The sequence below is a fragment of the Limnohabitans sp. Rim28 genome, from assembly GCF_000293865.2.
Classification (GTDB): domain Bacteria; phylum Pseudomonadota; class Gammaproteobacteria; order Burkholderiales; family Burkholderiaceae_C; genus Limnohabitans_A.
In genome coordinates this window covers 106,837-128,220 of sequence record NZ_ALKN02000004.1, presented here as the reverse complement: position 1 = coordinate 128,220, position 21,384 = coordinate 106,837, and the positions used below count along the sequence as shown (strand labels likewise).

Annotated in this window: 23 protein-coding genes; 18 read left to right on the top strand and 5 right to left on the bottom strand. The window is 59.6% G+C overall.

What is annotated here, in order from left to right; translation table 11 throughout:
• The first annotated feature begins 5 nt into the window (after window positions 1-5).
• Genes mreC through mrdA form a run of 3 tightly spaced genes read left to right on the top strand, consistent with a single transcriptional unit; the run spans window position 6 to window position 3,489 of the window.
• Entirely contained in the window at window positions 6-962 is a 957-nt protein-coding gene (gene mreC / locus B472_RS06300; RefSeq protein ID WP_019426172.1) for a rod shape-determining protein MreC, read from the top strand.
• On the top strand, window positions 959-1,480 hold the full coding sequence (gene mreD, locus B472_RS06295) for a rod shape-determining protein MreD (RefSeq protein WP_019426171.1): 522 nt from the start codon (window positions 959-961) through the stop codon (window positions 1,478-1,480). Before mreC ends, mreD begins: the two co-directional genes overlap by 4 nt.
• A gap of 2 nt (window positions 1,481-1,482) precedes the next feature.
• Window positions 1,483-3,489 (top strand): penicillin-binding protein 2, encoded by a 2,007-nt coding sequence (gene mrdA, locus B472_RS06290; RefSeq protein ID WP_019426170.1) that lies wholly within the window; start codon window positions 1,483-1,485, stop codon window positions 3,487-3,489.
• Window positions 3,490-3,513: 24 nt separating this feature from the next.
• Here mrdA and B472_RS06285 read toward each other — a convergent pair whose 3' ends face one another.
• The 4 genes from B472_RS06285 to B472_RS06270 form a co-directional block, all read right to left on the bottom strand.
• Window positions 3,514-3,927, bottom strand: coding sequence for a VOC family protein (locus B472_RS06285; protein WP_026039398.1), 414 nt, complete (start codon window positions 3,925-3,927; stop codon window positions 3,514-3,516).
• Window positions 3,928-4,009: 82 nt separating this feature from the next.
• Window positions 4,010-4,384: a hypothetical protein gene (locus tag B472_RS06280; RefSeq protein WP_019426168.1), complete on the bottom strand. Its 375-nt coding sequence runs from the start codon at window positions 4,382-4,384 to the stop codon at window positions 4,010-4,012.
• Between the two features lie 20 nt (window positions 4,385-4,404).
• Complete coding sequence (locus tag B472_RS06275; RefSeq protein WP_026039397.1) at window positions 4,405-4,776, bottom strand: TraR/DksA C4-type zinc finger protein; 372 nt, start codon at window positions 4,774-4,776, stop codon at window positions 4,405-4,407.
• Window positions 4,777-4,891: 115 nt separating this feature from the next.
• Entirely contained in the window at window positions 4,892-5,542 is a 651-nt protein-coding gene (locus B472_RS06270) for a glutathione S-transferase (protein WP_019426166.1), read from the bottom strand.
• 143 nt (window positions 5,543-5,685) lie between these two features.
• Here B472_RS06270 and B472_RS06265 point away from each other — a divergent pair, with 143 nt between their 5' ends.
• The 13 genes from B472_RS06265 (at window position 5,686) to B472_RS06205 (ending at window position 18,489) form a co-directional block, all read left to right on the top strand.
• The gene (locus B472_RS06265; protein ID WP_019426165.1) at window positions 5,686-6,063 is read left to right on the top strand and encodes a hypothetical protein; all 378 of its coding nucleotides are present in this window, start codon (window positions 5,686-5,688) and stop codon (window positions 6,061-6,063) included.
• A gap of 141 nt (window positions 6,064-6,204) precedes the next feature.
• On the top strand, window positions 6,205-6,684 hold the full coding sequence (locus tag B472_RS06260; protein ID WP_019426164.1) for a copper chaperone PCu(A)C: 480 nt from the start codon (window positions 6,205-6,207) through the stop codon (window positions 6,682-6,684).
• Between the two features lie 37 nt (window positions 6,685-6,721).
• On the top strand, window positions 6,722-7,084 hold the full coding sequence (locus tag B472_RS06255) for a DUF2946 family protein (RefSeq protein WP_019426163.1): 363 nt from the start codon (window positions 6,722-6,724) through the stop codon (window positions 7,082-7,084).
• 97 nt (window positions 7,085-7,181) lie between these two features.
• A complete protein-coding gene (locus B472_RS06250; protein WP_019426162.1) occupies window positions 7,182-9,317 on the top strand; it encodes a TonB-dependent receptor domain-containing protein in 2,136 nt (711 codons plus the stop codon).
• A gap of 83 nt (window positions 9,318-9,400) precedes the next feature.
• A complete protein-coding gene (locus B472_RS06245; RefSeq protein ID WP_019426161.1) occupies window positions 9,401-10,573 on the top strand; it encodes a hypothetical protein in 1,173 nt (390 codons plus the stop codon).
• Window positions 10,557-11,138, top strand: coding sequence for a hypothetical protein (locus tag B472_RS06240; protein ID WP_019426160.1), 582 nt, complete (start codon window positions 10,557-10,559; stop codon window positions 11,136-11,138). Before B472_RS06245 ends, B472_RS06240 begins: the two co-directional genes overlap by 17 nt.
• A 142-nt stretch (window positions 11,139-11,280) precedes the next feature.
• Window positions 11,281-12,291 (top strand): sulfate ABC transporter substrate-binding protein, encoded by a 1,011-nt coding sequence (locus tag B472_RS06235; RefSeq protein ID WP_019426159.1) that lies wholly within the window; start codon window positions 11,281-11,283, stop codon window positions 12,289-12,291.
• 166 nt (window positions 12,292-12,457) lie between these two features.
• Window positions 12,458-13,450: a sulfate ABC transporter substrate-binding protein gene (locus tag B472_RS06230; RefSeq protein WP_019426158.1), complete on the top strand. Its 993-nt coding sequence runs from the start codon at window positions 12,458-12,460 to the stop codon at window positions 13,448-13,450.
• Window positions 13,451-13,459: 9 nt separating this feature from the next.
• On the top strand, window positions 13,460-14,323 hold the full coding sequence (cysT, locus tag B472_RS06225) for a sulfate ABC transporter permease subunit CysT (protein WP_019426157.1): 864 nt from the start codon (window positions 13,460-13,462) through the stop codon (window positions 14,321-14,323).
• Window positions 14,320-15,207: a sulfate ABC transporter permease subunit CysW gene (gene cysW, locus B472_RS06220; RefSeq protein WP_019426156.1), complete on the top strand. Its 888-nt coding sequence runs from the start codon at window positions 14,320-14,322 to the stop codon at window positions 15,205-15,207. Before cysT ends, cysW begins: the two co-directional genes overlap by 4 nt.
• A gap of 27 nt (window positions 15,208-15,234) precedes the next feature.
• Window positions 15,235-16,329 carry a sulfate/molybdate ABC transporter ATP-binding protein gene (locus B472_RS06215; RefSeq protein ID WP_019426155.1) on the top strand — a complete coding sequence of 365 codons (1,095 nt, stop codon included), beginning with the start codon at window positions 15,235-15,237 and terminating at the stop codon, window positions 16,327-16,329.
• 89 nt (window positions 16,330-16,418) lie between these two features.
• Complete coding sequence (locus tag B472_RS06210; RefSeq protein WP_019426154.1) at window positions 16,419-17,234, top strand: PhaM family polyhydroxyalkanoate granule multifunctional regulatory protein; 816 nt, start codon at window positions 16,419-16,421, stop codon at window positions 17,232-17,234.
• Window positions 17,235-17,241: 7 nt separating this feature from the next.
• The gene (locus B472_RS06205; RefSeq protein WP_019426153.1) at window positions 17,242-18,489 is read left to right on the top strand and encodes an FIST N-terminal domain-containing protein; all 1,248 of its coding nucleotides are present in this window, start codon (window positions 17,242-17,244) and stop codon (window positions 18,487-18,489) included.
• A gap of 35 nt (window positions 18,490-18,524) precedes the next feature.
• Here the strand turns inward: B472_RS06205 and B472_RS06200 are convergent, their stop codons facing one another.
• Window positions 18,525-19,433, bottom strand: a complete 909-nt coding sequence (locus B472_RS06200; protein WP_019426152.1) for a LysR family transcriptional regulator — start codon at window positions 19,431-19,433, stop codon at window positions 18,525-18,527.
• Between the two features lie 83 nt (window positions 19,434-19,516).
• On the opposite strand from B472_RS06200, the gene B472_RS06195 reads away from it, so the two are divergent.
• Both B472_RS06195 and B472_RS06190 read left to right on the top strand, forming a co-directional pair.
• On the top strand, window positions 19,517-20,509 hold the full coding sequence (locus B472_RS06195) for a sodium-dependent bicarbonate transport family permease (protein ID WP_019426151.1): 993 nt from the start codon (window positions 19,517-19,519) through the stop codon (window positions 20,507-20,509).
• Window positions 20,510-20,516: 7 nt separating this feature from the next.
• On the top strand, window positions 20,517-21,374 hold the full coding sequence (locus B472_RS06190; protein WP_019426150.1) for a DUF6671 family protein: 858 nt from the start codon (window positions 20,517-20,519) through the stop codon (window positions 21,372-21,374).
• Window positions 21,375-21,384 lie beyond the last annotated feature (10 nt).

The following is a 21,384-nucleotide window of genomic DNA, read 5'->3' as shown; positions in this document are numbered from 1 at the left end:
CCCCTATGGCCCTGGATACCTTCGAGCGCAGCGCCCCGCCAATTTTTCGGCAAGGCCTGTCCACGGCTTCCAAGCTGGTTTTGCTCAGCTTGTTATCGCTCATGTTGATGGCCGCAGACCATCGACTGCAAATCTCTCAGCCTTTGCGTGCGGCCGTGGCCATCGCTTTATCGCCTTTGCAATGGCTCTCGTTGCAACCCGCCCGGTTGTGGGATTTGACGGGCAATTACCTCGGTGGTGTGGAGTCTGCACGCGATGCCGCTTTGTCGTTCGAGGCCCGCACCATTGCCCAAGCCCAAAGGCTTCAGCAAGTCGAGCAACTGAGCCAAGAAAACGCCAACCTGCGCCAACTGCTTGAGCTGCGCTCCAGCGTGACAGGTGCCAGCAAAGCCGTCGAAGTGTTGTACGACACCGCCGACCCGTACACGCGCCGCGTGGTGGTGGACCGTGGCAACCTGGCCGGCATCCAAGCAGGCTCGGCCGTGATCGATGCCGCCGGAGTCGTCGGCCAAGTGACCCGCGTTTACCCCTTGGTCAGCGAAGTCACCTTGCTCACCGACCGCCAGCAAAGTATTCCGGTCATCAACGCACGCACCGGCTCTCGGCACGTTGCCAACGGCAGCCCCATGGGCGTGGGCGGCGCCCTGGAGCTGAAGTTTGTGCCCTCGGGCACGGACATGCAAAAGGGCGACCTGCTGACCACCAGTGGCATTGATGGCATTTATCCACCCGGCTTGCATGTAGGGCGGATCTCTCAGATCGATCGACGCGTCGATGCTTCCTTTGCCACCGTGCATGCCGAACCCACCACCATCGAGCGGGGTCGTCACTTGTTGGTGCTGTTGCCCGTCAAAGATTGGCCCGCCAAACCTGTGGCCGACAAAACACCCAACCCGCCCAGCAAAAGCAAAGCGGCCAGCAAGCCGCCACAAAGCGCCAACACGGCAGGAGGCACGCCATGATCATGCCGGCTGGACGCCAACTGCTTTTGCCGGCCGACCCCCGCTTCATTGGTTTGAGTTTGGTGTTGGCTTTGTTGCTGCACATGTTGCTGGGCTTGTGGGGCCAAGACTGGGTGCCCGATGTGCTGGCAATTGCCATGGTGTTTTGGACCGTGCACCAGCCCCGTAAAGTCGGTTTGGTGCTGGCTTTTGTTATGGGCCTGATGGTCGATGTGCACGAATCCGCCTTGCTGGGTCAAAACGCTTTGTCTTATGTGGTGCTGTGCGGTTTGGCCACCGCCACACAGCGGCGCATGCTGTGGTTTCCGCTGGGCGAACAAGCCCTGCAAATTCTGCCTCTCTTCATCGCCGCCTCGGTGGTCGAGTGGCTGATCCGTTTGTTGGTGCATGACGCCTGGCCCAGCTGGTCGATGCTGTTGGCACCTGCATTGCAGGCGGTGCTTTGGCCCTTGATCGGCGCCATGCTGTTGGCGCCCCAACGCCGGGCCTTTGAGCGCGATGACATTCGGCCACTTTGAGCATGTCACTGCACCTGCCCTCTCTTGCGGAATTGCGCGACACCCGCGTCGAGATTGACCGCTTTCAAAGCCGGGTTGTCATCGTCCAGTGGGTGGTTTTGCTGTGCTTTGGCTTGCTGGCCTCTCGGCTGATTTATCTGCAGATCGTTCGCCACGATGACCTGATGGCGCAAGCCGAAAGCAACCGCACGGCCATCTTGCCCACGGTGCCACCTCGCGGCAACATTCTGGACCGCAATGGTGTCGTGCTGGCCAACAACTACTCGGCCTACACCCTGGAGATCACCCCCTCCAAAGTGAAAGATCTGGAAGCCACCATCGACGCGCTGGCCGAACTGGTGGACATCCAGACCAAAGATCGCCGTCGCTTCAAGCGTTTGCGGGAAGAGTCCAAAAGCTTTGATTCCCTGCCCATTAGGAACCGACTCACCGATGAGGAAGTGGCCCGTTTCAGTGCACAAAGTTACCGATTTCCCGGGGTCGAAATCAAAGCCCGGCTGTTCAGGCAGTACCCCTATGGCGAGCTGGCCAGCCACGTCATTGGCTACATCGGCCGCATCAACCAGCGTGACAAAGAGATGCTGGAAGAAAACGACGACATCGCCAACTACCGAGGCACCGAATACATCGGTAAGCTGGGCGTTGAGCAGCGCTACGAGCGTGAGCTGCATGGCATCACGGGCGTCAACCAAGTCGAAACGTCGGCGGGGGGTCGGGCCATTCGCAGCCTGTCCAACCGACCCGCCACACCGGGCCAAAACGTGGTGTTGTCGATCGATATCCAGCTGCAGAAAATGACCGAGGACTTGTTTGGTAACCGCAGAGGGGCCTTGGTGGCACTGGACCCGCGGACCGGTGAGGTGCTGGCGTTTGTGAGCAAACCCACCTTCGACCCGAACTGGTTTGTCGATGGCATTGATGTCGAAAACTGGCAAATGCTGAACGGCTCGATCGACAAGCCCTTGCTCAACCGCGCCCTGCGTGGCACCTACCCACCAGGCTCGACCTACAAACCCTTCATGGCACTGGCCGCATTGACCAGTGGCAAGCGCACCGCCAGCGCGATCACCCAAGATTCAGGTTCATGGACTTATGGCGGTCACACCTTTCGAAGCCATGGTGACCATGGACTGGGCGCCGTGGACATGGTCCGCTCGATCGTGGCATCGAGCAATGTGTATTACTACGCGCTGGCCAACGACATGGGGGTGGATGCGATCCATGACTTCATGAAGCCCTTGTGGTTTGGCCAACACACGGGCATCGACTTGCCCGGCGAAGTGCGCGGCATCCTGCCCAGCACCGAGTGGAAACGCAACTATTTCAAAAGACCTGAACAAAAGAAATGGTTTGGCGGCGAAACCATCTCGCTGGGCATTGGCCAGGGCTACAACACCTTCACCATGCTGCAACTGGCCTCGGCCACGGCCACCTTGGCCAACCGGGGCCTGCAGTTCCAACCGCGCGTGGTCACCGCCACGCAAGATGCCCTGACCCATGCGCAAGCCCAAGTGGGCGCACAAGCACCGCGGGATTTGGGCTACAAACCCGAACACCTCGATGTGGTGCACAAAGGCTTGGTGGGCGTTGTGACATCGGGCACCTCGGCCCGGGTGTTTGCGGGTGCAGGCTACACCAGCGCTGGCAAAACCGGCACAGCGCAGGCGGTGACGATCGGTCAAAAAGACAAATACGATGCGGCCAAATTGTCGGAATACCAACGCGACCACGCCTTGTACATGGCTTATGCACCCGCCGAATCGCCAACGATTGCGGTGGCCGTGGTCGTGGAAAACGCTGGCTTTGGCGCGGCGTCTGCCGCCCCCATTGCAAGGCGGGTGTTTGACTACTGGGTTCTGGGTCAATACCCCAGCGAAGAAGACATGGCGGCCACACAAAGGGGCCAATCGTCCAGCCCCATTGGCAGGCCTCGCGCTAAAAAAGATGTGCCTCTGCTGAACCCCCAGGTTTTGCCCACTGCCGAGTTGCGCGAGACCCTCAAACGCTGACCCGTATCGGCCGCGAAAGGTCTTTCAACTGGCGTACACAGTGTCCAAGCTGCTGAAGCCCTTGACTTCGATCGGATTGCCGAACGGGTCCATGAAAAACATGGTCCATTGCTCACCCGGCTGGCCCTCAAACCGCAAATGTGGCGGCACCACAAAGGCCATCTTGGCCGCTTGCAGGCGATCGGCCAAGTTTTGCCAATCGTCCCTTTGCAATACCAGACCAAAGTGCGGCATGGGCACCAAATGCTCGCCCACATGGCCCGTCAACGTGGTCTTGAAAGGCGCCCCCAAATGCAAAGAAATTTGGTGCGAAAAAAAGTCAAAGTCCACCCAAGTGTCGGTGGAGCGACCCTCTTGGCAACCCAGAACGCCACCATAAAAGCGACGGGCTTCGTCCAAGTCGGTGACATGAAATGCAAAATGAAAAAGGCTGTGCATGCCCGAAAGCATATCAGCCAGTCAGGTTCAGGGGCAAGAACCCGAATGCACCCATCCACCTGAACTGGGCTGCATCAAGCGCTCAGGCCTGCGAGGGGTCTGCCGCCATCGCGTCAAATTTCTTGAAGTACTGCTTGGCCATGGCCACCAGCTGTGCGTCAGAGGGGTGATCGCTGGCGATGCTGTCGATGATGGTTGCAGCGGTGCTTTTTTGGTGGGCTGCGCACCAGTCGCGAAATTCGTTGCGTGCCGAACCCGGTCCAGTCAACAGCACTTCGTGTGTGCCTGTGAGGGCTTGAGCCACCGCGGCATAAAAGGCAGCCGTGTCACCGGCCTTGCCTTGGTGTTTGTGGTGGCTGCGCAATGGGATGCGCTGGGCTTGAATGTGTTCGCGGTCAAACATGGCCACATGGGCTTCTTGGTGGTCCATCCAGACCACCGCGTGAAAAGTGCTCATCAAAATCCTTGGTTAAAACATCAACGGCGCTGCTCGGCCAAGGTCTGGCAATCGATGCAGCGTTTGGCAGTCGGGTAAGCGTTCAGGCGTTCAGGCGGGATGGTCACGCCGCAGTCGGTGCACTGGCCATAGGTGCCCGCATCCATGCGCTCCAGTGCCGCATCGATGTCTCCCAGCTCTGCGGTTTCGTGTTCGTTGATGGCGAACTCGGTTTGCCGCTCGGTCCGGATCTGGGCGCGCGACTGAAAGCTGTTGTCAAAGTGGTCGGACGCCATGTCGGCGCGCGAGACCAAGCCGCCGCGCTGCTCGGCGATGCGCTGCAGCAGCTGCGTGCGCTCTTGCAAGAGGCGCTCGCGGTGAAGGGAGAGGTTTGGGGTGCTGGATGAAGTCATGGCTTCATCCTAGGCGCCTGTGTTGACGCGGTGTTGATGTGGGTCAACCCCCGCTGCCGCATGGCATTGGCCATGGGCCGGGGTTGACGCGCCTCAAGTGCTCAAGCGCACAGACTCAGCTTTTGGCTTTCATGCGTGACATCATCAATTCCATATTGGCTTTGCGGTCCGCGTTGACGGTCTGCATGTGGGGACGCTCGCCCATCATCTTGAGGTAATCGCGCACAGGCAGTTCGGCCAGGAAGTCTTTGCCGTAAATCAACTTGGTGGCACCCGATACCAAGGGCAGGTGCGTCACGGCGGCGCAGTCGGCAACGCTCAGGCTGTCGCCCGCGATGAAGGGCGAGAACTTGGCCAACTTGGCAAAAGCAGCCACGCTCTTTTCGAGTTGCGCGGCGGTTTTCTCTTTGACCGAGTCGCTCACCTTGCCACCAAAAAAGGCTTCGGGGTAGAGGTTTCGCGCGACCAACTCCAGGTGCAGGTCCAAAAACAGCGCCAGCTCACGCACCTTGGCTGCGGCAAAGGGGTCGGCAGGGATCAAGGGGTTTTGCGGGTACTTTTGCTCGATGTATTCCAGCATCACGGCCGACTCGCAAACGGCGCCCTCTGGCGTCTTGAGGTAGGGCACTTTGCCCAAGGGGCTGGCCGAGGGATCGGTCTCGCCCACCCAAGCGATCTCTTCTTCAAAAGGCACGCCTTTTTCAAGCAGGGCCAGTTTGACTTTGTTGTGGTAATTGCTGGCTGCAAAGCCGCAGAGTGTGAGCATGGGGATCTCCAGTGGCGTGACAAAGGCCCAAGATTAGCCCAGGGCCCCGGGCCAAAGAGTCACCAAGATGCCTGTCAGGTCCATCCGGTGCTTTTGACGGCAGCGGCCACGGGGCCTGCGCCTTCGGTGCCATAATTCGCGCCATGTTCAGCCTGCAATCCCTGCGCAACGCCCACCACCTCACCCGCTTCGTGCTGGTGTGGTTTGCGTTGTTTGTCGGGGCGGCGGTGGCATCACCACTGGTCAAGCCAGAGGCCGTGCAGCTGGTTTGCAGCGCCATTGGCGGCGTGAAACTGGTGCCGGTGGATGCTGCAGGTGCCGATGTAGATGGAACGGTGGCACACACCGCGCTCGACTGCCCCGCCTGCTTGCCCCTGATCGCGCCGCCTGCGGCCGACGTGCTGGCACAGTTGCCAACGGGCCATTTGTCCCATGTTTTGCAAGCCCTGCCGGCGGCGCGCCTGGCCAGTTTGCTGGGTCAACCCTGGCAAGCCCGCGCACCCCCCATCTTTTCCGCCTGAAACACAGCCCCTTGATGCGCTGACGCGCTGGGGCTGAGTCGGTTTCGGCGTCCACCTGTGCCTGTGCACCCTGCGCCATGGGGATTGCCGTTCGCACTGTCTGTGTCTCTTCATCTGTTCGATAACCACCAGGAGTGATCCATGTTCCGTCCCGCATTGTCTGTGTCTGCCCTTTTTTTGGCCATGACCGTGTCCTTGTCCGCCCAAGCCCAAGTGACCGTGAAAGACGCCTGGGTGCGCGCCACCGTGCCCCAGCAAAAAGCCACTGGCGCCTTCATGCAGTTGCAATCGGCGCAGGACGCCAAACTGGTCTCGGCGCAATCGCCCGTGGCCGGCGTGGTGGAGGTTCATGAGATGGCCATGGAAGGCGGCGTGATGCGCATGCGTGCTGTGCCCAGCCTGGCCTTGCCCGCAGGCAAAGCGGTAGACCTCAAGCCCGGTGGCTACCACGTCATGCTCATGGACCTCAAGGGCCAGGTCAAAGACGGTGACACCGTGCCCGTGACCCTGGTGGTCGAAGGCAAGGACGGCAAGCGCCAATCGGTCGAGCTGAAAGTGCCCGCACGCGCCGCTGCTGCCCCGGCCATGAAGCATGGCGAAGGCCACAAGCACAAGCACTGATCGCCCATTCACTGCTTGACGACCGCTTGATCAGCCCATGACCTGGACTTCAGCCCCGCTGCACCGCCTGGCCCGCCTTGTGCTGGTCTGGTATGTGCTGTTTGTGGGCGTCTCGGTTTTGGCTTCAACGCTGCAGCCCAAAACCATGGAAGTGGTGTGCTCCAGCATGGGCATCATGAAACTGGTGGTGCAGGGCGAGGAGAGCGAAACCCCGGTGCGCAGCAGCATGGACTGCCCGCTGTGCGCTCACGCCACGCCCGCCTTACCGCCGCCCACCTTGGCCGATCTGGCCCATGTGCCCGATGCACGCGCGCACATCGTGCGGCGTCTGCCAGAGGCGGTGCTGATCGCACGCACGGCCCCGCCTTTGCCCTCTCGCGGGCCGCCTGTTTTCAATTGATCCATTCCACAACGTGTTGAACACCGTTTGGTGCTCGGTACGTGTCAATGCCATTGGCCTGAACGGCTGATGGGGTCTGATCGATTGAAAACTTGTCATGAAAAACTCCCTCTCTCTTTCTCCTTTGTCTTTGGCCGTGTTCGGCCTTTTCGCCAACCTGAACGGCCATGCCGTGGCCCAAACCGCGAAGGAGTTGGACACCATCGTGGTGTCCGGCTCCCGCTCAGAAACCAAACTGTCCGAAACTCCCGTGTCGATTGGCTCGGTCACCCGAGCTGAATGGGATGCCGACAAACCCAAAACCATGGGCGAGATCATCAACCGCATCCCCGGTGTCCTCTGGAACGATCTGGGCAACGAGCAACACAGCATGGGCATCCGCCAACCGATCAGCACCCAGTCGGTTTACCAGTACCTGGAAGACGGGATTCCAATTCGACCCTTGGGCGTGTTCAACCACAACGCCTTGAACGCCATCAACACCAACGGCGCCAGCGGTGTCGAAGTGGTCAAAGGCGCTGCATCGTCCCTGTATGGCAGCAATGCGGTGGGGGGCGCGGTCAACTTTTTGACCCAGCGTTCATCTCGCACCCCAACGGGCTACATGGGCATTCGCCATGACAACACCGACGGCTTCACGCGTGTCGATTCGGGTGCCAGCAACACCTGGGGTGATCTGGGTCTGCGGTTTTCGCATTACAGCTCTCAGCGTGACAGCCTCAATTGGCAGCAACACAGTGGTGGCACAAAAGACTCTTTCTCTTTGCGCGGCGACTACAACCTGAGCGCCACCTCTTGGATGCGGGCTTCCCTGGTGCACACGAACCTGGATTCGGACACGCCTGGCAGTCTGTTTGAAAACGACTTTCGCACCCACCCCGGCAAGAGCATCAACACCTTCACCTGGCGCAAGGACAAGACCACACGCTTCAATGTGGCTTGGGAAGGCGAAACCACCCGAGGTGGCCTGACCACCGTCACGCTGTTTGCCCGCAACAACGACCATGCCCAGTTGCCCAACTACACGATCACCGGATGTCAAGGAGCCAGCTGCAGAGGCACGATCAACAACAACCATGTCCAATCTCTGGGCGTGGACATCAAACACACGCAAAAACTGGACAGCCTGCGGGCACGGCTGGTCACAGGTGTTTACATCGACCGCAGTCAAAATGACTTTGTCTCTGACAACCTGGCCATCTTGCGCGATGTGCCCACGGGGCGCTACATCGGCTACAGCCTCAACAGTGTCAACAACCCCAATGGCGTACGCAACTACGGTGTGGGCATCGCCAACGATGCCGCATTTGCGCAGCTGGAGTTCAGCCCCAGCGAGAAAGTTCGGGTGGTTGCAGGCGGGCGATACGACAGCATCCGCTACGATTTCAAAAACAACTTGACGCCGGGCGCCAACTTTGGCGCACCCAACGAAGTGCGAAGCTTCGGCCAATTCAGCCCCAAGCTGGGCGCCACCTATGCCTTGAGCGCCAGCAGCAGTCTTTACAGCAACCTGAGCCTGGGCTTCACACCACCGGAAGTCAGCCAGCTCTATGGCCGCACCGCCATTCCTGAATTGAAGCCCGCCACTTACGACAACATCGAAATGGGCTGGCGTGCCGTCTTGGCCTCCGGCGTTCGCATCGATTCGGCGCTGTACCAACTCAGTGGCAAAGACACCATCGTGTCTTACACGCCAGAGGTGGGCAACAGCTTTAACAAAAATGCGGGCGATACCCGAAGCCGTGGTTTTGAGTTGAGCCTGAACCAACAACTGCGCTCGTGGGACTGGCGCATGGGATCGACTTGGGCAGAGCACACCTATGTGGATTACCGCCTGAGCGATGCGGCGGGTGCCATCGAAGACTATTCGGGCAAGCGCATGCCCCAGGCCCCCAACCACACCCTCAACGCCCAAGTGGCTTGGAATTTCACGCCCGCATCTCGCCTGGCATTGAACGTGGTGAAACAAGGCAGCTCCTGGATGAACAACGCCAACACGGTGCGCTACGCAGGCCACACTTTGCTCAACCTGACGATGAGCCACAAGCTGCAAGATGGCTGGGAAGTCTGGGGCCAGGTACGCAACCTGACCGACAAAAACTATTCGGACAATGCGGCCAGCCGGTTCATCCCGGGCAGGGGCGCCTACAACCCCAACACCCAGAACACCTATGCCGCAGGTGCGCCGCGCAGCATCATGGTGGGCTTGAACAAGTCGTGGGGTGGACGATGAAGCCATGGACGCACTTTCGTTGGCCCCTTCATCGTGGGTCCATTCATGGGCAGCTTTGGCTCTGCGCCCTGACGATCTGGTGCATGGCCTCGATGCCACAGGCCTTGGCGCAAGAAGCCCATGCAAAAACCACGCACGTCCGCCACCAGCGTCCCCAACTGGCCACAGGCACCGCCATCGCACCCGATGGTCGTTTGTGGGTGGTCGGCTTGAATGCACAAGCGCAGCTTTTTGTGCAAAGCACGCCCTTGGGGGGTGCCTTGCAATGGCGGCCGGCGCGCATTCTGGATACGGGCAAAGACCCGATTGCTGCCGATGGCGAAAGCCGCCCCAAGATCGCCTTCGGCCCCAACGGCTGGGTGGTGATCAGCTACACCATGCCTTTGGCCAAACCATTTACGGGTTTTATCCGCATGCTGCGCAGCAGCGATGGCGGGGCCACGTTCAGCGCGCCCTTCACGGTGCATCAAGACCGACAGGAAATCACCCACCGCTTTGATGCGATCGCATTTGATGGCGAAGGGATCTTGCACACATTGTGGATCGACAAACGCGATCAGCCCCCCAAAGGCTCTGCGCAAGCCTATGCAGGCGCCGCCATCTACCGCAATGCCTCCAAAGATGGCGGGGCCAGCTTTGGCCCCGACACCAAAGTGGCCGACCACTCTTGCGAGTGTTGTCGCATTGGCCTGGCCCTCAGCCCCCAGGGCACGCTGCAGGCGACTTGGCGCCATGTGTTTGAGGGCAGCACACGCGACCACGCCTTTGCCACGGTGGGCGACCCGGCCAACCGCATCACCCGCAGCACTTTCGATGGCTGGCAAATCAACGCCTGCCCCCACCATGGCCCTGGCTTGGCCACCGATGCCAGTGGTGCATTCAACGGTTATCACACTGTTTGGTTTGGCATCCGAAAAGTCAACGGGCAGGACTTGGCCGCTGTGCGTTACGCCCGATTGAGCCCACGCGGAGAACCCCAGCCCAAGTCAGAGCAAGCCTTGCCCGACCCCCGCGCCGAACACGCGGATGTGATGGCACATGGTGCCAACGTGGCTGTGGTCTGGCGCAGCAGCGAAGGGGCCGTGACCACGCTCAAAGCCTGGCTGTCACAAGACGGCGGGCAAAGCTTCAAGCTCCAAACCCTGAGCCAAACAACAGGCCACAACGACCACCCCCGCTTGGCCCAAAGCGGCAACAAGATGGTGGTGGTTTGGCGCACCATGCAAGAGATACAAGTTCATGAGATCGCTTTTTAAACCCGCCGCAGCTTTTGCCTTGTTCGGTGCTGGCTTCGCCTTGCAGGCGATGGCGCAGACCTCGCATGGCGCGGCGCACAGCGCAACGCATACCTCGACAACCACCTCAGCCACCACCTCAGCACACTCGCACCACGGGGCGCAGCACAAAGCGGGCGCCACCGCACGCAGCGTGTTGCCGTTTGACGAAAAAACCTGGGCGCAGTTGCTGGCGCAAGGCCCAAGGCCTGCGGCTTACCTGTTCACCACCTCTTATTGCAGCACCTGCCCCGCTGCGTTTGCAGTGCTGCATGACGCGGTGAAAAACCAGGCCAAGCCACCCCCGTTGAACGCGGTGATGATGGATGTCGCGGGGCCACAAGCCTTGCGCCACGCCTCGCACCTCAAGGGCTTGTCGCGGATGTACGCTTTTGACGGTTTTGAGCCCGCCATCCGACAAGCCGTCGATCCCAACTGGCCCAACGTCACGCCCTATGTGGTGCTGGTGGACAGCAAAGGACAAACGCAACGGGTGATTGGCCCGCCTTCTGCGGAGATGCTCACCCGCTGGTTGGCAACACGCTGATGCCATTCATGCCGTTCATGCCGATCCAGCGATAGATTTTTCCCACATGAACACATAGCAAAACAGTCGTTTGAGTTTGAGCGCGCCACTTCCAAAATTCATCCCATCCACTTTTTGATGTGTATTTTTTTGGAATGATTCCGTGAAAACCAAACGCCCGTTTCTGAAGTTCGCAGCGCTGCTGGCCTTGACCTGGTCCGGTCTGACCGTGCAAGCCCAGACCTCCATCAGCCTGCTCAACGTGTCGTATGACCCCACCCGTGAGCTGTACACCGAGTTCAACCAGTCCTTTGCCAAACATTGGAAAGCCCGCACCGGTCAGGACCTGACCCTCAAGCAGTCGCACGGCGGCTCGGGCAAGCAGGCCCGCGCCATCATTGACGGCCTGGACGCCGATGTGGCGACGTTGGCCCTGGCCGGTGACACCGACGCCCTGCACACCAACGGCAACCTGATTCCCAAAGACTGGCAAAAACGCCTGCCGCACAACAGCACACCCTACACCTCGACCATCGTGCTGGTGGTGCGCCAAGGCAACCCCAAGAACATCAAGGACTGGGACGACCTGGTGCGCCCGGATGTGAAGGTCATCACGCCCAATCCCAAAACCTCGGGCGGTGCCCGCTGGAACTATCTGGCCGCCTGGGAGTTTGCCAAGCGCAAATACGGCGGTGATGACAAGGCGCAAGACTTTGTGAAAAAGCTCTACCAAAACGTCCCCGTTCTGGACACCGGCGCACGAGGCTCTTCCATCACATTTGCACAGCGCAACCAAGGCGACGTCTTCCTGAGCTGGGAAAACGAAGCCTATTTGCTGGAAAAGGAATTTGGCAACAAGGTGGATTTTGTTTACCCCTCGATCTCCATCCTGGCCGAACCCGCGGTGGCCTTGATCGATAAAAACGTGGACAAAAAAGGAACCCGGGCGGTGGCCCAGGCCTACCTGGACTACCTCTACACCGAAGAAGCGCAGGACCTGATTGGCAAGCACTTCTACCGTCCGCGATCGGCCAAAGCCCAGGCCAAATACGCCAAACAACTGCCTAAGCTGAAGCTGTTCACCATCGAGGAAGCCTTTGGCGGCTGGGACAAAGCCAGCCAGGTGCACTTTGTCGATGGCGGCAAGTTTGACCAGATTTACACCCGCAAGTGAAACGCTCTTTAGCTGCTTATTGACATAAGCAAACTACAAATGATTCGTTTGAGATTTAAAGAGACGCTCCCACAATCGCGGCCATGACGGGATGGCCTTGGGTCCCAAGGACCGGTCAAGCCCCTCGAAACCTGCCATGTCTCGCCCTCTATCAGACCGAATCACCATGAAAAAACTCACGCACATCGCATTGGCCACCACCTTGGCCTTGACCGGCTTTGCAGCCAGCGCTCAAAACTTGCTCAACGCCTCGTACGACGTGGCCCGCGAGTTCTACAAGGACTACAACGCCGCTTTTGTGGCGCACTACAAAAAGACCACGGGCAGAGACATCAAGATCGACCAAGCCCACGGTGGCTCGAGCGCCCAGGCGCGTGCCGTCAACGATGGCCTGGACGCCGATGTGGTGACCATGAACACCACCACCGACGTGGACTTTCTGGCCAGCACCGGTGTGGTGGCCAAAGACTGGAACAAGCGCTTTGCCCACAACGCAGCGCCCACCACCTCGACCATGCTGTTTCTCACGCGCAATGGCAACCCCAAGAACATCAAGGACTGGGACGATCTGGTCAAGCCCGGCATCCAGGTGATCGTGGTCAACCCCAAGACGGGTGGCAACGGCCGCATGGCCTATTTGGCGGCCTGGGGCTATGCCAAGAAAAAGGGCGCGAGCGATGCACAAGCCGCCGAGTTCGTGGGCAAGCTCTACAAAAACGTGCCCGTGCTGGCCAAGGGCGGGCGCGATGCGACCACCATCTTCTTGCAGCGCAACATCGGGGATGTGCTGGTGACCTTTGAATCCGAAGTGGTGTCGGTGGACCGCGAATTTGGCGCGGGCAAGGTCGATGCGATTCACCCGTCCATCAGCATCGTGGCCGAAAACCCGGTGGCCGTGGTCGAGCGCACCGTGGCCAAAAAAGGCACGGGCGCAGTGGCCAAGGCCTACCTGGATTACCTGTACTCTGAAGAAGCCCAAGAGATCGCGGCCAAGCATGCGCTGCGTCCCCGTTCGCAGGCCGTGCTCAGAAAGCATGCCCAAACCTTCAAACCCTTGCAGCTGTTCACGGTGGACGAAGTGTTTGGCTCCTTTGCCGAAGCGCAGCGGGTGCACTTCAACGACGGCGGTCAGTTCGACAAGATTTACACCGTCAAATAAGTTCCCGCCATGACCGCATTGCCCATCGCGGCGCCCGCCAAAAAGCGGGTGCCCGCCAGGGTCTTGCCCGGGTTCAACCTGACCCTGGGCTTCACCCTCTTTTACCTGTGCTTGATCGTGCTGATCCCGCTGTCGGCGCTGGTTTTCAAAACCTTCACCCTGAGCTGGGACCAATTCTGGGTCGCGGTGACAAGCCCTCGCGTGATGGCGTCTTACCGCTTGACCTTTGGCGCATCGCTGATTGCGGCGCTGGTCAATGTGGTGTTTGGTTTGCTGGTGGCTTGGGTGCTGGTGCGCTATGACTTTTTTGGCAAAAAGATCGTGGACGCGCTGGTGGACTTGCCCTTTGCGCTGCCCACCGCGGTGGCGGGCATTTCGCTCACCGCGCTGCTGGCAGGCAATGGCTGGATTGGCCAATACCTGGAGCCACTGGGCATTCAGCTGGCCTTCAACCCCAACGGCGTGGTGATCGCTTTGATTTTCATCGGCCTGCCCTTTGTGGTGCGCACGGTGCAGCCGGTGCTCGAAGACACCGAAAAAGAACTCGAAGAAGCGGCCACCTGCCTGGGCGCCACACGCTGGCAAACCTTCAGCCGGGTCATTTTCCCGACCATTGCACCGGCACTGCTGACCGGCTTTGCGATGGCATTTGCGCGGGCCATCGGTGAGTACGGCTCGGTCATCTTCATCGCGGGCAACATGCCCATGGTGTCCGAGATCACGCCGCTGATCATCATCGGCAAACTCGAGCAATACGACTACGCGGGTGCCACCGCTGTGGCCTTGGTGATGTTGGTCATCTCGTTCATGTTGCTCTTGGTCATCAACGGCTTGCAAACCTGGCAACGCCGCCGTTCGGGAGCTTCGTCATGAGCCCAACCCTCACCGCCAACAAGGTCCAGGCGGGCACCACCGTGGCCCGCTGGATTCGCCGCAGCCTGATTGGCCTGGCCCTGGCTTTCATGTTTTTGTTTCTGGTCTTGCCACTGGCTGCGGTGTTCACCGAAGCCCTGCGCAAAGGTCTGGACGCTTACCTGGAGGCGCTCAAGGAGCCCGATGCCTGGTCGGCCATTCGCCTGACGCTGATCGTGGCGGCCGTGGCAGTGCCGCTCAATTTGGTGTTTGGCGTGGCGGCAGCCTGGGCCATTGCCAAGTACGAGTTCAAGGGCAAGTCGCTGTTGACCACGTTGGTGGACTTGCCGTTTTCGGTGTCGCCCGTGGTGGCGGGCCTGGTCTATGTGCTGGTGTTTGGGGCCCATGGCTGGTTTGGCCCCTGGCTGCAAGCCAACGACATCAAGATCGTGTTTGCGGTGCCCGGCATCATCCTGGCCACCGTGTTTGTGACCTTTCCCTTCATTGCGCGCGAGCTGATTCCGCTCATGCAAGCGCAAGGCAGCGAAGAAGAACAAGCGGCCATCGTGTTGGGTGCCACAGGTTGGCAAACCTTTTGGCGGGTCACTTTGCCCAACATCAAATGGGGTCTGCTGTACGGCGTCATCTTGTGCAACGCGCGCGCCATGGGCGAGTTCGGTGCGGTGTCGGTGGTGTCGGGTCACATTCGGGGGCAGACCAACACCATGCCTTTGCACGTGGAAATTCTCTACAACGAATACCAGTCGGTGGCTGCTTTTGCCGTGGCTTCACTTTTGGCTTTGCTGGCACTGGTGACCTTGGCCATCAAGTCCTTCATTGAATGGCGTCATGCCCAAGAAATTCAAGCATCGGCCAACACCCCGCCCGAGCAGCCCGCCCACTGACTTCACCTTGAGATTCTGGTTTGAAACATGAGCATCGAAATCCGCAACGTCCACAAACAGTTTGGTGACTTCACCGCGCTGAACAACGTCAGCCTCGACATCGAGTCGGGCGAACTCGTCGCCTTGCTGGGGCCATCCGGCTGCGGCAAAACCACCTTGCTGCGCATCATCGCGGGGCTGGAGACGGCCGACCAAGGCACCATCGCCTTCAGCGGCGAAGACACCACGCATGTGCATGTGCGCGAGCGCCAAGTGGGTTTTGTGTTCCAGCACTACGCCTTGTTCCGCCACATGACGGTGTTCGAAAACGTGGCTTTTGGCCTGCGCGTCAAGCCGCGCAACCAACGCCCCCCCGAAGCCGAAATCAAACGCAAAGTGCATGAACTTTTGGGCTTGGTGCAACTCGACTGGCTGGCCGACCGTTACCCCTCGCAATTGTCGGGCGGTCAACGCCAACGCATTGCGCTGGCCCGTGCGCTGGCGGTTGAGCCCAAGGTGCTGCTGCTGGACGAGCCCTTTGGCGCTCTGGACGCCAAGGTGCGCAAGGAACTGCGCCGCTGGCTGCGCCGTCTGCACGACGAGCTGCATGTGACCAGCATCTTTGTGACGCACGACCAGGAAGAAGCGCTGGAAGTGGCCGACCGCGTGGTGCTGATGAACAAGGGCCACATCGAGCAAATTGGCTCGCCCCAGCAAGTGTGGGACCACCCGGCCAGCCCCTTTGTGTATGGCTTTTTGGGCGATGTGAACTTGTTCCATGGCCGCGCGCACGAGGGCGAAATGCTGATCGGTGCCGACCAGCATGCCATACGGCTGGAGAGTCCCGAGCACGGCCAAGTGCAAGACGCCAAAGCCTTTGCCTATGTGCGCCCGCACGACTTGGATGTGACGCGTTACACAGCGGGCATGGCCCACACCGGCATCGTGGCCAAGCTGACCCGCGCCATTGTGGTGGGCCCCGTGGCCCGTTTGGAACTGGAGCCGGTGGAGACGGGCATGTTCGGCAAAGACGCGGTGATCGAGGCGCAGTTGTCGGCATCGCAATACCGCCAGCAAGACTTCAAGGAGGGTGAGACTTTGGTCTTGACACCGCGCAAGGCACGGGTGTTTGTGGAAGGCTGAGCCTTGGGTAAACCCGTTGGGCGGGGCGTAACGGTCGAGTGCGCAAGCGTCTTCGGGTAAGCTTTGCAGATCACTTTCAAGGATCTGCCATGAGCGAACCTTCTGCCTTTGGCTTTGGCCAATTCGTGCCGGGTTTTGATTTTTTACAAAACCTGTCCAAAACCGCCTCGGCCGCCCAGCCCGCAGCGGCAGCTGGCATGCCCGGCATGGCCAGCTGGGTGGCCCCCACGCTCAGCATTGAAGACATCGACAAGCGCATCCAAGAGTTGAAATCGGTGCTGTTTTGGTTGGAACAAAACACCACCGCACTCAAAGCCACCATCCAGGCGATGGAAGTGCAAAAAATGACCTTGACCACCTTGCAAAGCATGAACGTCAACATGGCCGATTTGGCCAAGGCGTTCACGGCCAAGCCCCCGGTCAGTGAGCCTGCACAGGCCACACCTGACGACACCGCCGACACCGCCAGCGCATCCAAATCTTCGCTGTTCAGCCCCAAGCCTGCGCCGCAAGCGGCACCCGCACAACCCACACCCAGCGAAACGCCCGAGGAAGAGACCCGGCAAACCCTGGAAGCCAAGACCGCTGAATCGGCGAGTCAGCCGGCCGTGGACCCGATGCAATGGTGGGGCGCATTGACCCAGCAGTTTCAGAGCATTGCCTCCGCCGCTTTGAAAGACGTGGCGGGCGAAGCCATGAAGGCCGGCATGAACGCCAAAAACACCACGGCCAAAGCGCCCCGCAAGCCCGGCGCGTCATCCACCGCTCGGGGGCAACGCGCCAAGCCCTCATCTGCGAAACCTGCCAAACCCGCTGCGACGGCCAAATCGGTCAAGCCCGTCTCGGTCAAAAAATCTGTGGCCAAGCCAGTCACTCGTGCTGCACGCAAAACCGCTCTGAAGTAAGTTAGCCATGAAGTTGTTTCCTTGTGGCCATGCCACGCACCCACAGTGGCGCATGGCCGCAGGCTTGGTCTTGGCGCAATTACAAGCCCAAATGGCGCTGCCCGATTACGCAACGCAACCCCGCTTGGGCCTGCTGTACATCACAGACCATTACGCACCCCATGCGCAGGCGCTGCTGGACCATTTGCGGCAGGCCTTGCCCCAAGTGCCCGACTGGGCAGGCACGGTAGGCATCGGTGTGGCGGTCAACAACGCCGAGTACTTTGATGAACCGGCCATGGCGCTCATGCTGTGCGACCTGACGGCCGAGCAGTACAGGGTGTTTTCTGGCGTGTCACCCCTGCCGACAGATTGGGCGAGTGCGGCACTGGTGCACGCAGATCCGAACACGCCCGACCTGGCCGAGCTCCTCCAAGAGATGGCGAGCCGCACCCAACAAGGCTATTTGTTTGGTGGTCTCAGTGCCAGCCGCACACGCAGCGTGCAGTTCGCAGTGCGCGCCGAAGAGGCAGGCGGAGCAGAAGTACACGGCGGTGTGCTGGAAGGCGGTCTGAGCGGGGTGGCTTTTGCGCCAGATGTCTCTTTGATGTCGCGCGTCACGCAAGGCTGCCAGCCTGTGGCACCTGAGCGCGAAATCACCCAATCCGAAGGGCATGTGGTGCTGCAACTGGCGGGCGAACCGGCACTCGATGTGATGCTGGCCGATTTGGGCATCAGCCTGCGTGAACCTCAAAAGGCCATTGCTGTCGTGCGGTCCACCTTGGTGGGCTTGAGCGCGGCAGGGCATTCGGGCGTGGGTCGGACCGGCCATTTGGGCAACGATGTGCGGGTGCGGCACATCATTGGGCTTGACCCTCAGCGCCAAGGCGTGGCCGTCGCAGAAAACCTAGAGGCCGGCATGCTGCTGACCTTTTGCCGCCGCGATGTGCAAGCGGCGCGCGCTGACTTGGTGCGCGTGTGCGCCGAGATTCGAGAAGATTTAGAACCCGAGACGCTGTCGATCGAAGCCATCCATGCGATGAGCGACAACCCTTTGCCCACCTTGCCCACGCCGGGTTTGCGCATCGCCGGGGCGGTGTATGTGAGCTGCACCGGCCGAGGCGGCCCGCATTTTGGGGGCCCTAGCGCCGAGTTGCAAATCATTCGCCACGCTTTGGGCGATGTGCCCTTGGTGGGGTTTTTTGCGGCAGGAGAAATTGCCCGTAACCAGCTGTACGGCTACACCGGGGTCTTGACGGTGTTCACGACACCTTGAGGTCGCGTACAAGCGCAGGCCCAAGAAGCATCAGCTCACGCCTGTGGCCATTTGCGCCGGCCCACTTCTTGAATCATGTGCTTTTTAAAAGCCAAAGCCAACGGTGACAGTTTTTTGCTGGCCGGGTGGACGATGTGCCATGCCGACGACACCGGGAAACCCTCGATGTCAATCACACTCACACCGTTTTCTTTTTTGTGCCCGTGTAAAGCATGACGTGACACCACGCCCAAACCCAAGCCCCCAGCAACCGACTCCTTGACCGCTTCGTTGCTGCCCAGCTCCAAGCGAACGTCTGGGCGAAACTTCATCTTCCGGAAAAACTGGTCAGCGGCCATTCGCGTGCCCGAGCCTTTTTCTCGGACGATGAAACGGCGCTGCGCCAACTCGTGCAAACCCACCTGCGTGCGTTTGGCCAAAGGGTCGGCGTTGGGGGCAATCAGCACAATCGGATTGGGCATGAAGGCCTCGTCACCCAAATCCATGTCTTTGGGGGGCATCGACATGATGTACAGGTCGTCCAGGTTTTCGCGCAATCGGTGCACCACCCCGTCGCGGTTCAAAATTTCAAGAGACACGTCGATGGCCGGATGTTTGGTGCAAAAGCTGCCTATCAAATGCGGCATGAAGTACTTGGCCGTGCTCACGACCGCCACCCGCAACTTGCCCCGCGACAGGCCTTTGGCTGCATCAACGTTTTGCTCAAACGCGTCCCAGGTCTGGGCCACGGCTCGGGCCGTAACCGCCAGCTCCTTGCCCACATCGGTGAGGTAAATCTTTTTACCAATCACCTCGTAAAGCGCCAGACCCACCGACAAACTCATCTCCTTGAGTTGCATCGAGGCGGTGGGTTGCATCACATGCATCACTTTGGCGGCGGCACTCACGCTGCCCGTTTCGGCCAAAGCCAAAAACAAACGCAATTGACGAAACGTGACATTCATAGATTTTTACCTATAGCTGACTGCATAAGAATCGATTTTACAAGACACCGCCAAGTTTTTAAGATCGCATCAAGGAATAACAAATGCAAAACCTGATCGATCCCGCCATTCTCTTTTTCATCTTTGGCGTGCTGGCCGGCACCGTCAAATCGAACCTTGAAATCCCACCTGCCATTTCGCGCTTCTTATCGCTTTACCTGTTGATGGCTTTGGGCCTCAAGGGCGGCTTTGCACTTTCACAATCGGGCTTGACCGCCAACGTGGGCATCAGCTTGGCCGCCGCCGTCGGCCTGGCCATCGTCATTCCCTTGATCGGTTACACCATCTTGCGGCGCTTCGTGTCTGGTTTTGATGCTGCTGCGGTTGCGGCCACTTATGGGTCGGTCAGCGCGGTGACTTTTGTCACCGCTGTTCAATTCCTGGAAAACCAAGACATTGCCTATGGTGGCCACATGGCAGCGGCGATGGCCTTGATGGAATCGCCCGCCATCATCTTGGCCGTGGTGTTTGCCAACTCGCTGCGCCAAAAAGCAGCCAAGGGTGCCGTGGCCTCTGTCGACGGCACACCGGCGCCCAAAAACGGTGTCTCGGTCGGCAAGATCCTGCACGAGTCCTTCACCGACGGTGCGCAATTGCTGCTGTTGGGCGCCATGGCGATTGGCATGATCACCGGCGACGAAGGCAAATCGGCCATGCAGCCGTTCTCGGTTGACCTGTTCAAAGGCATGTTGGCGTTCTTCTTGCTCGACATGGGTTTGATGGCGGCCCGCAACCTGCCGCAGGTCAAAGGCAAGTCGCCGGTCCTCGTCGCTTACGCCATCGTGGGCCCCATGGTGCACGCCACCATGGCTTTGGGCCTGGCATTTCTGCTAAATTTGTCGGCTGGTGATGGTGCCCTGCTCATGGTCTTGGCGGCCAGTGCGTCTTACATCGCGGTTCCGGCGGTGCTGCGTTACGCACTGCCAGAGGCCAACCCCTCGCTTTATTTCGGTCTGAGTCTGGGCATCACCTTTCCCTTGAACATTGTGTTCGGAATCCCCATCTATGTGGCTGTGGCCCAAGGGGTTCTCATGTAAGGTTGGCATGGACAGATTGAAAGAGCGCACTGATCTGGCTCGCCGCGTTGCGTTTCTCACGCAACACGGCAAACAAGATTTGGTCAAAGCCCCCCTAGAGTCGGCATTGGGCTGTGAACTGGTGCATACCGACGCCTATGACACCGACCAATTGGGCACCTTCACCCGCGAGATCGCTCGACCAGGCTCACAACTCGATGCGGCACGTCGCAAAGCCCAGATCGGCATGACCCTGACGGGCGCTCCTGTCGGCCTCGCCAGCGAAGGCACTTTCGGCACAGACCCATTTGGCGGCTTCATGCCGTGGAACACCGAACTTCTTTTATGGGTCGACCCCGCACACCCACTGGAAGTGACCGGCATAGCGCACGGCCCTGCGCAAAGCTTACACAGAACCGTCAACAGTCTGGACGAATTGATGCGGTTTGCCCAAGACGCCAAATTCCCCGAGCACCATTTGGTGATGCGCCCGGAACACGAGGACCATTTGCAGATCGTCAAAAACATCCATGACGAACAAACATTGGTGCGAACATTTGCACAACTTCAAGCTGCATCGGCCAACGGCTTGGTGTTTGTCGAAAACGACTTGCGCGCCTTTTGCAACCCCACAAGGCAAGCGCTCATCCGCAAAGCCTGCGACGATTTGATCCGCAAATTGCAGTCGCTCTGCCCACAATGCCAAAGCCCTGGCTTTTGGGTTCAATCGCGAACAGCAGGTTTGCCGTGCAGCGCCTGTGGCCAAAAAACACGGCTCCCCATTGCAGAAGTGTGGCACTGCAAGCCGTGCCAACACGAAGAGCAACGTCCTTTGGCTTCAGCGGCTTGGGCTGACCCCAGCCGCTGTGACTTTTGTAACCCTTGATGCCTGGCGC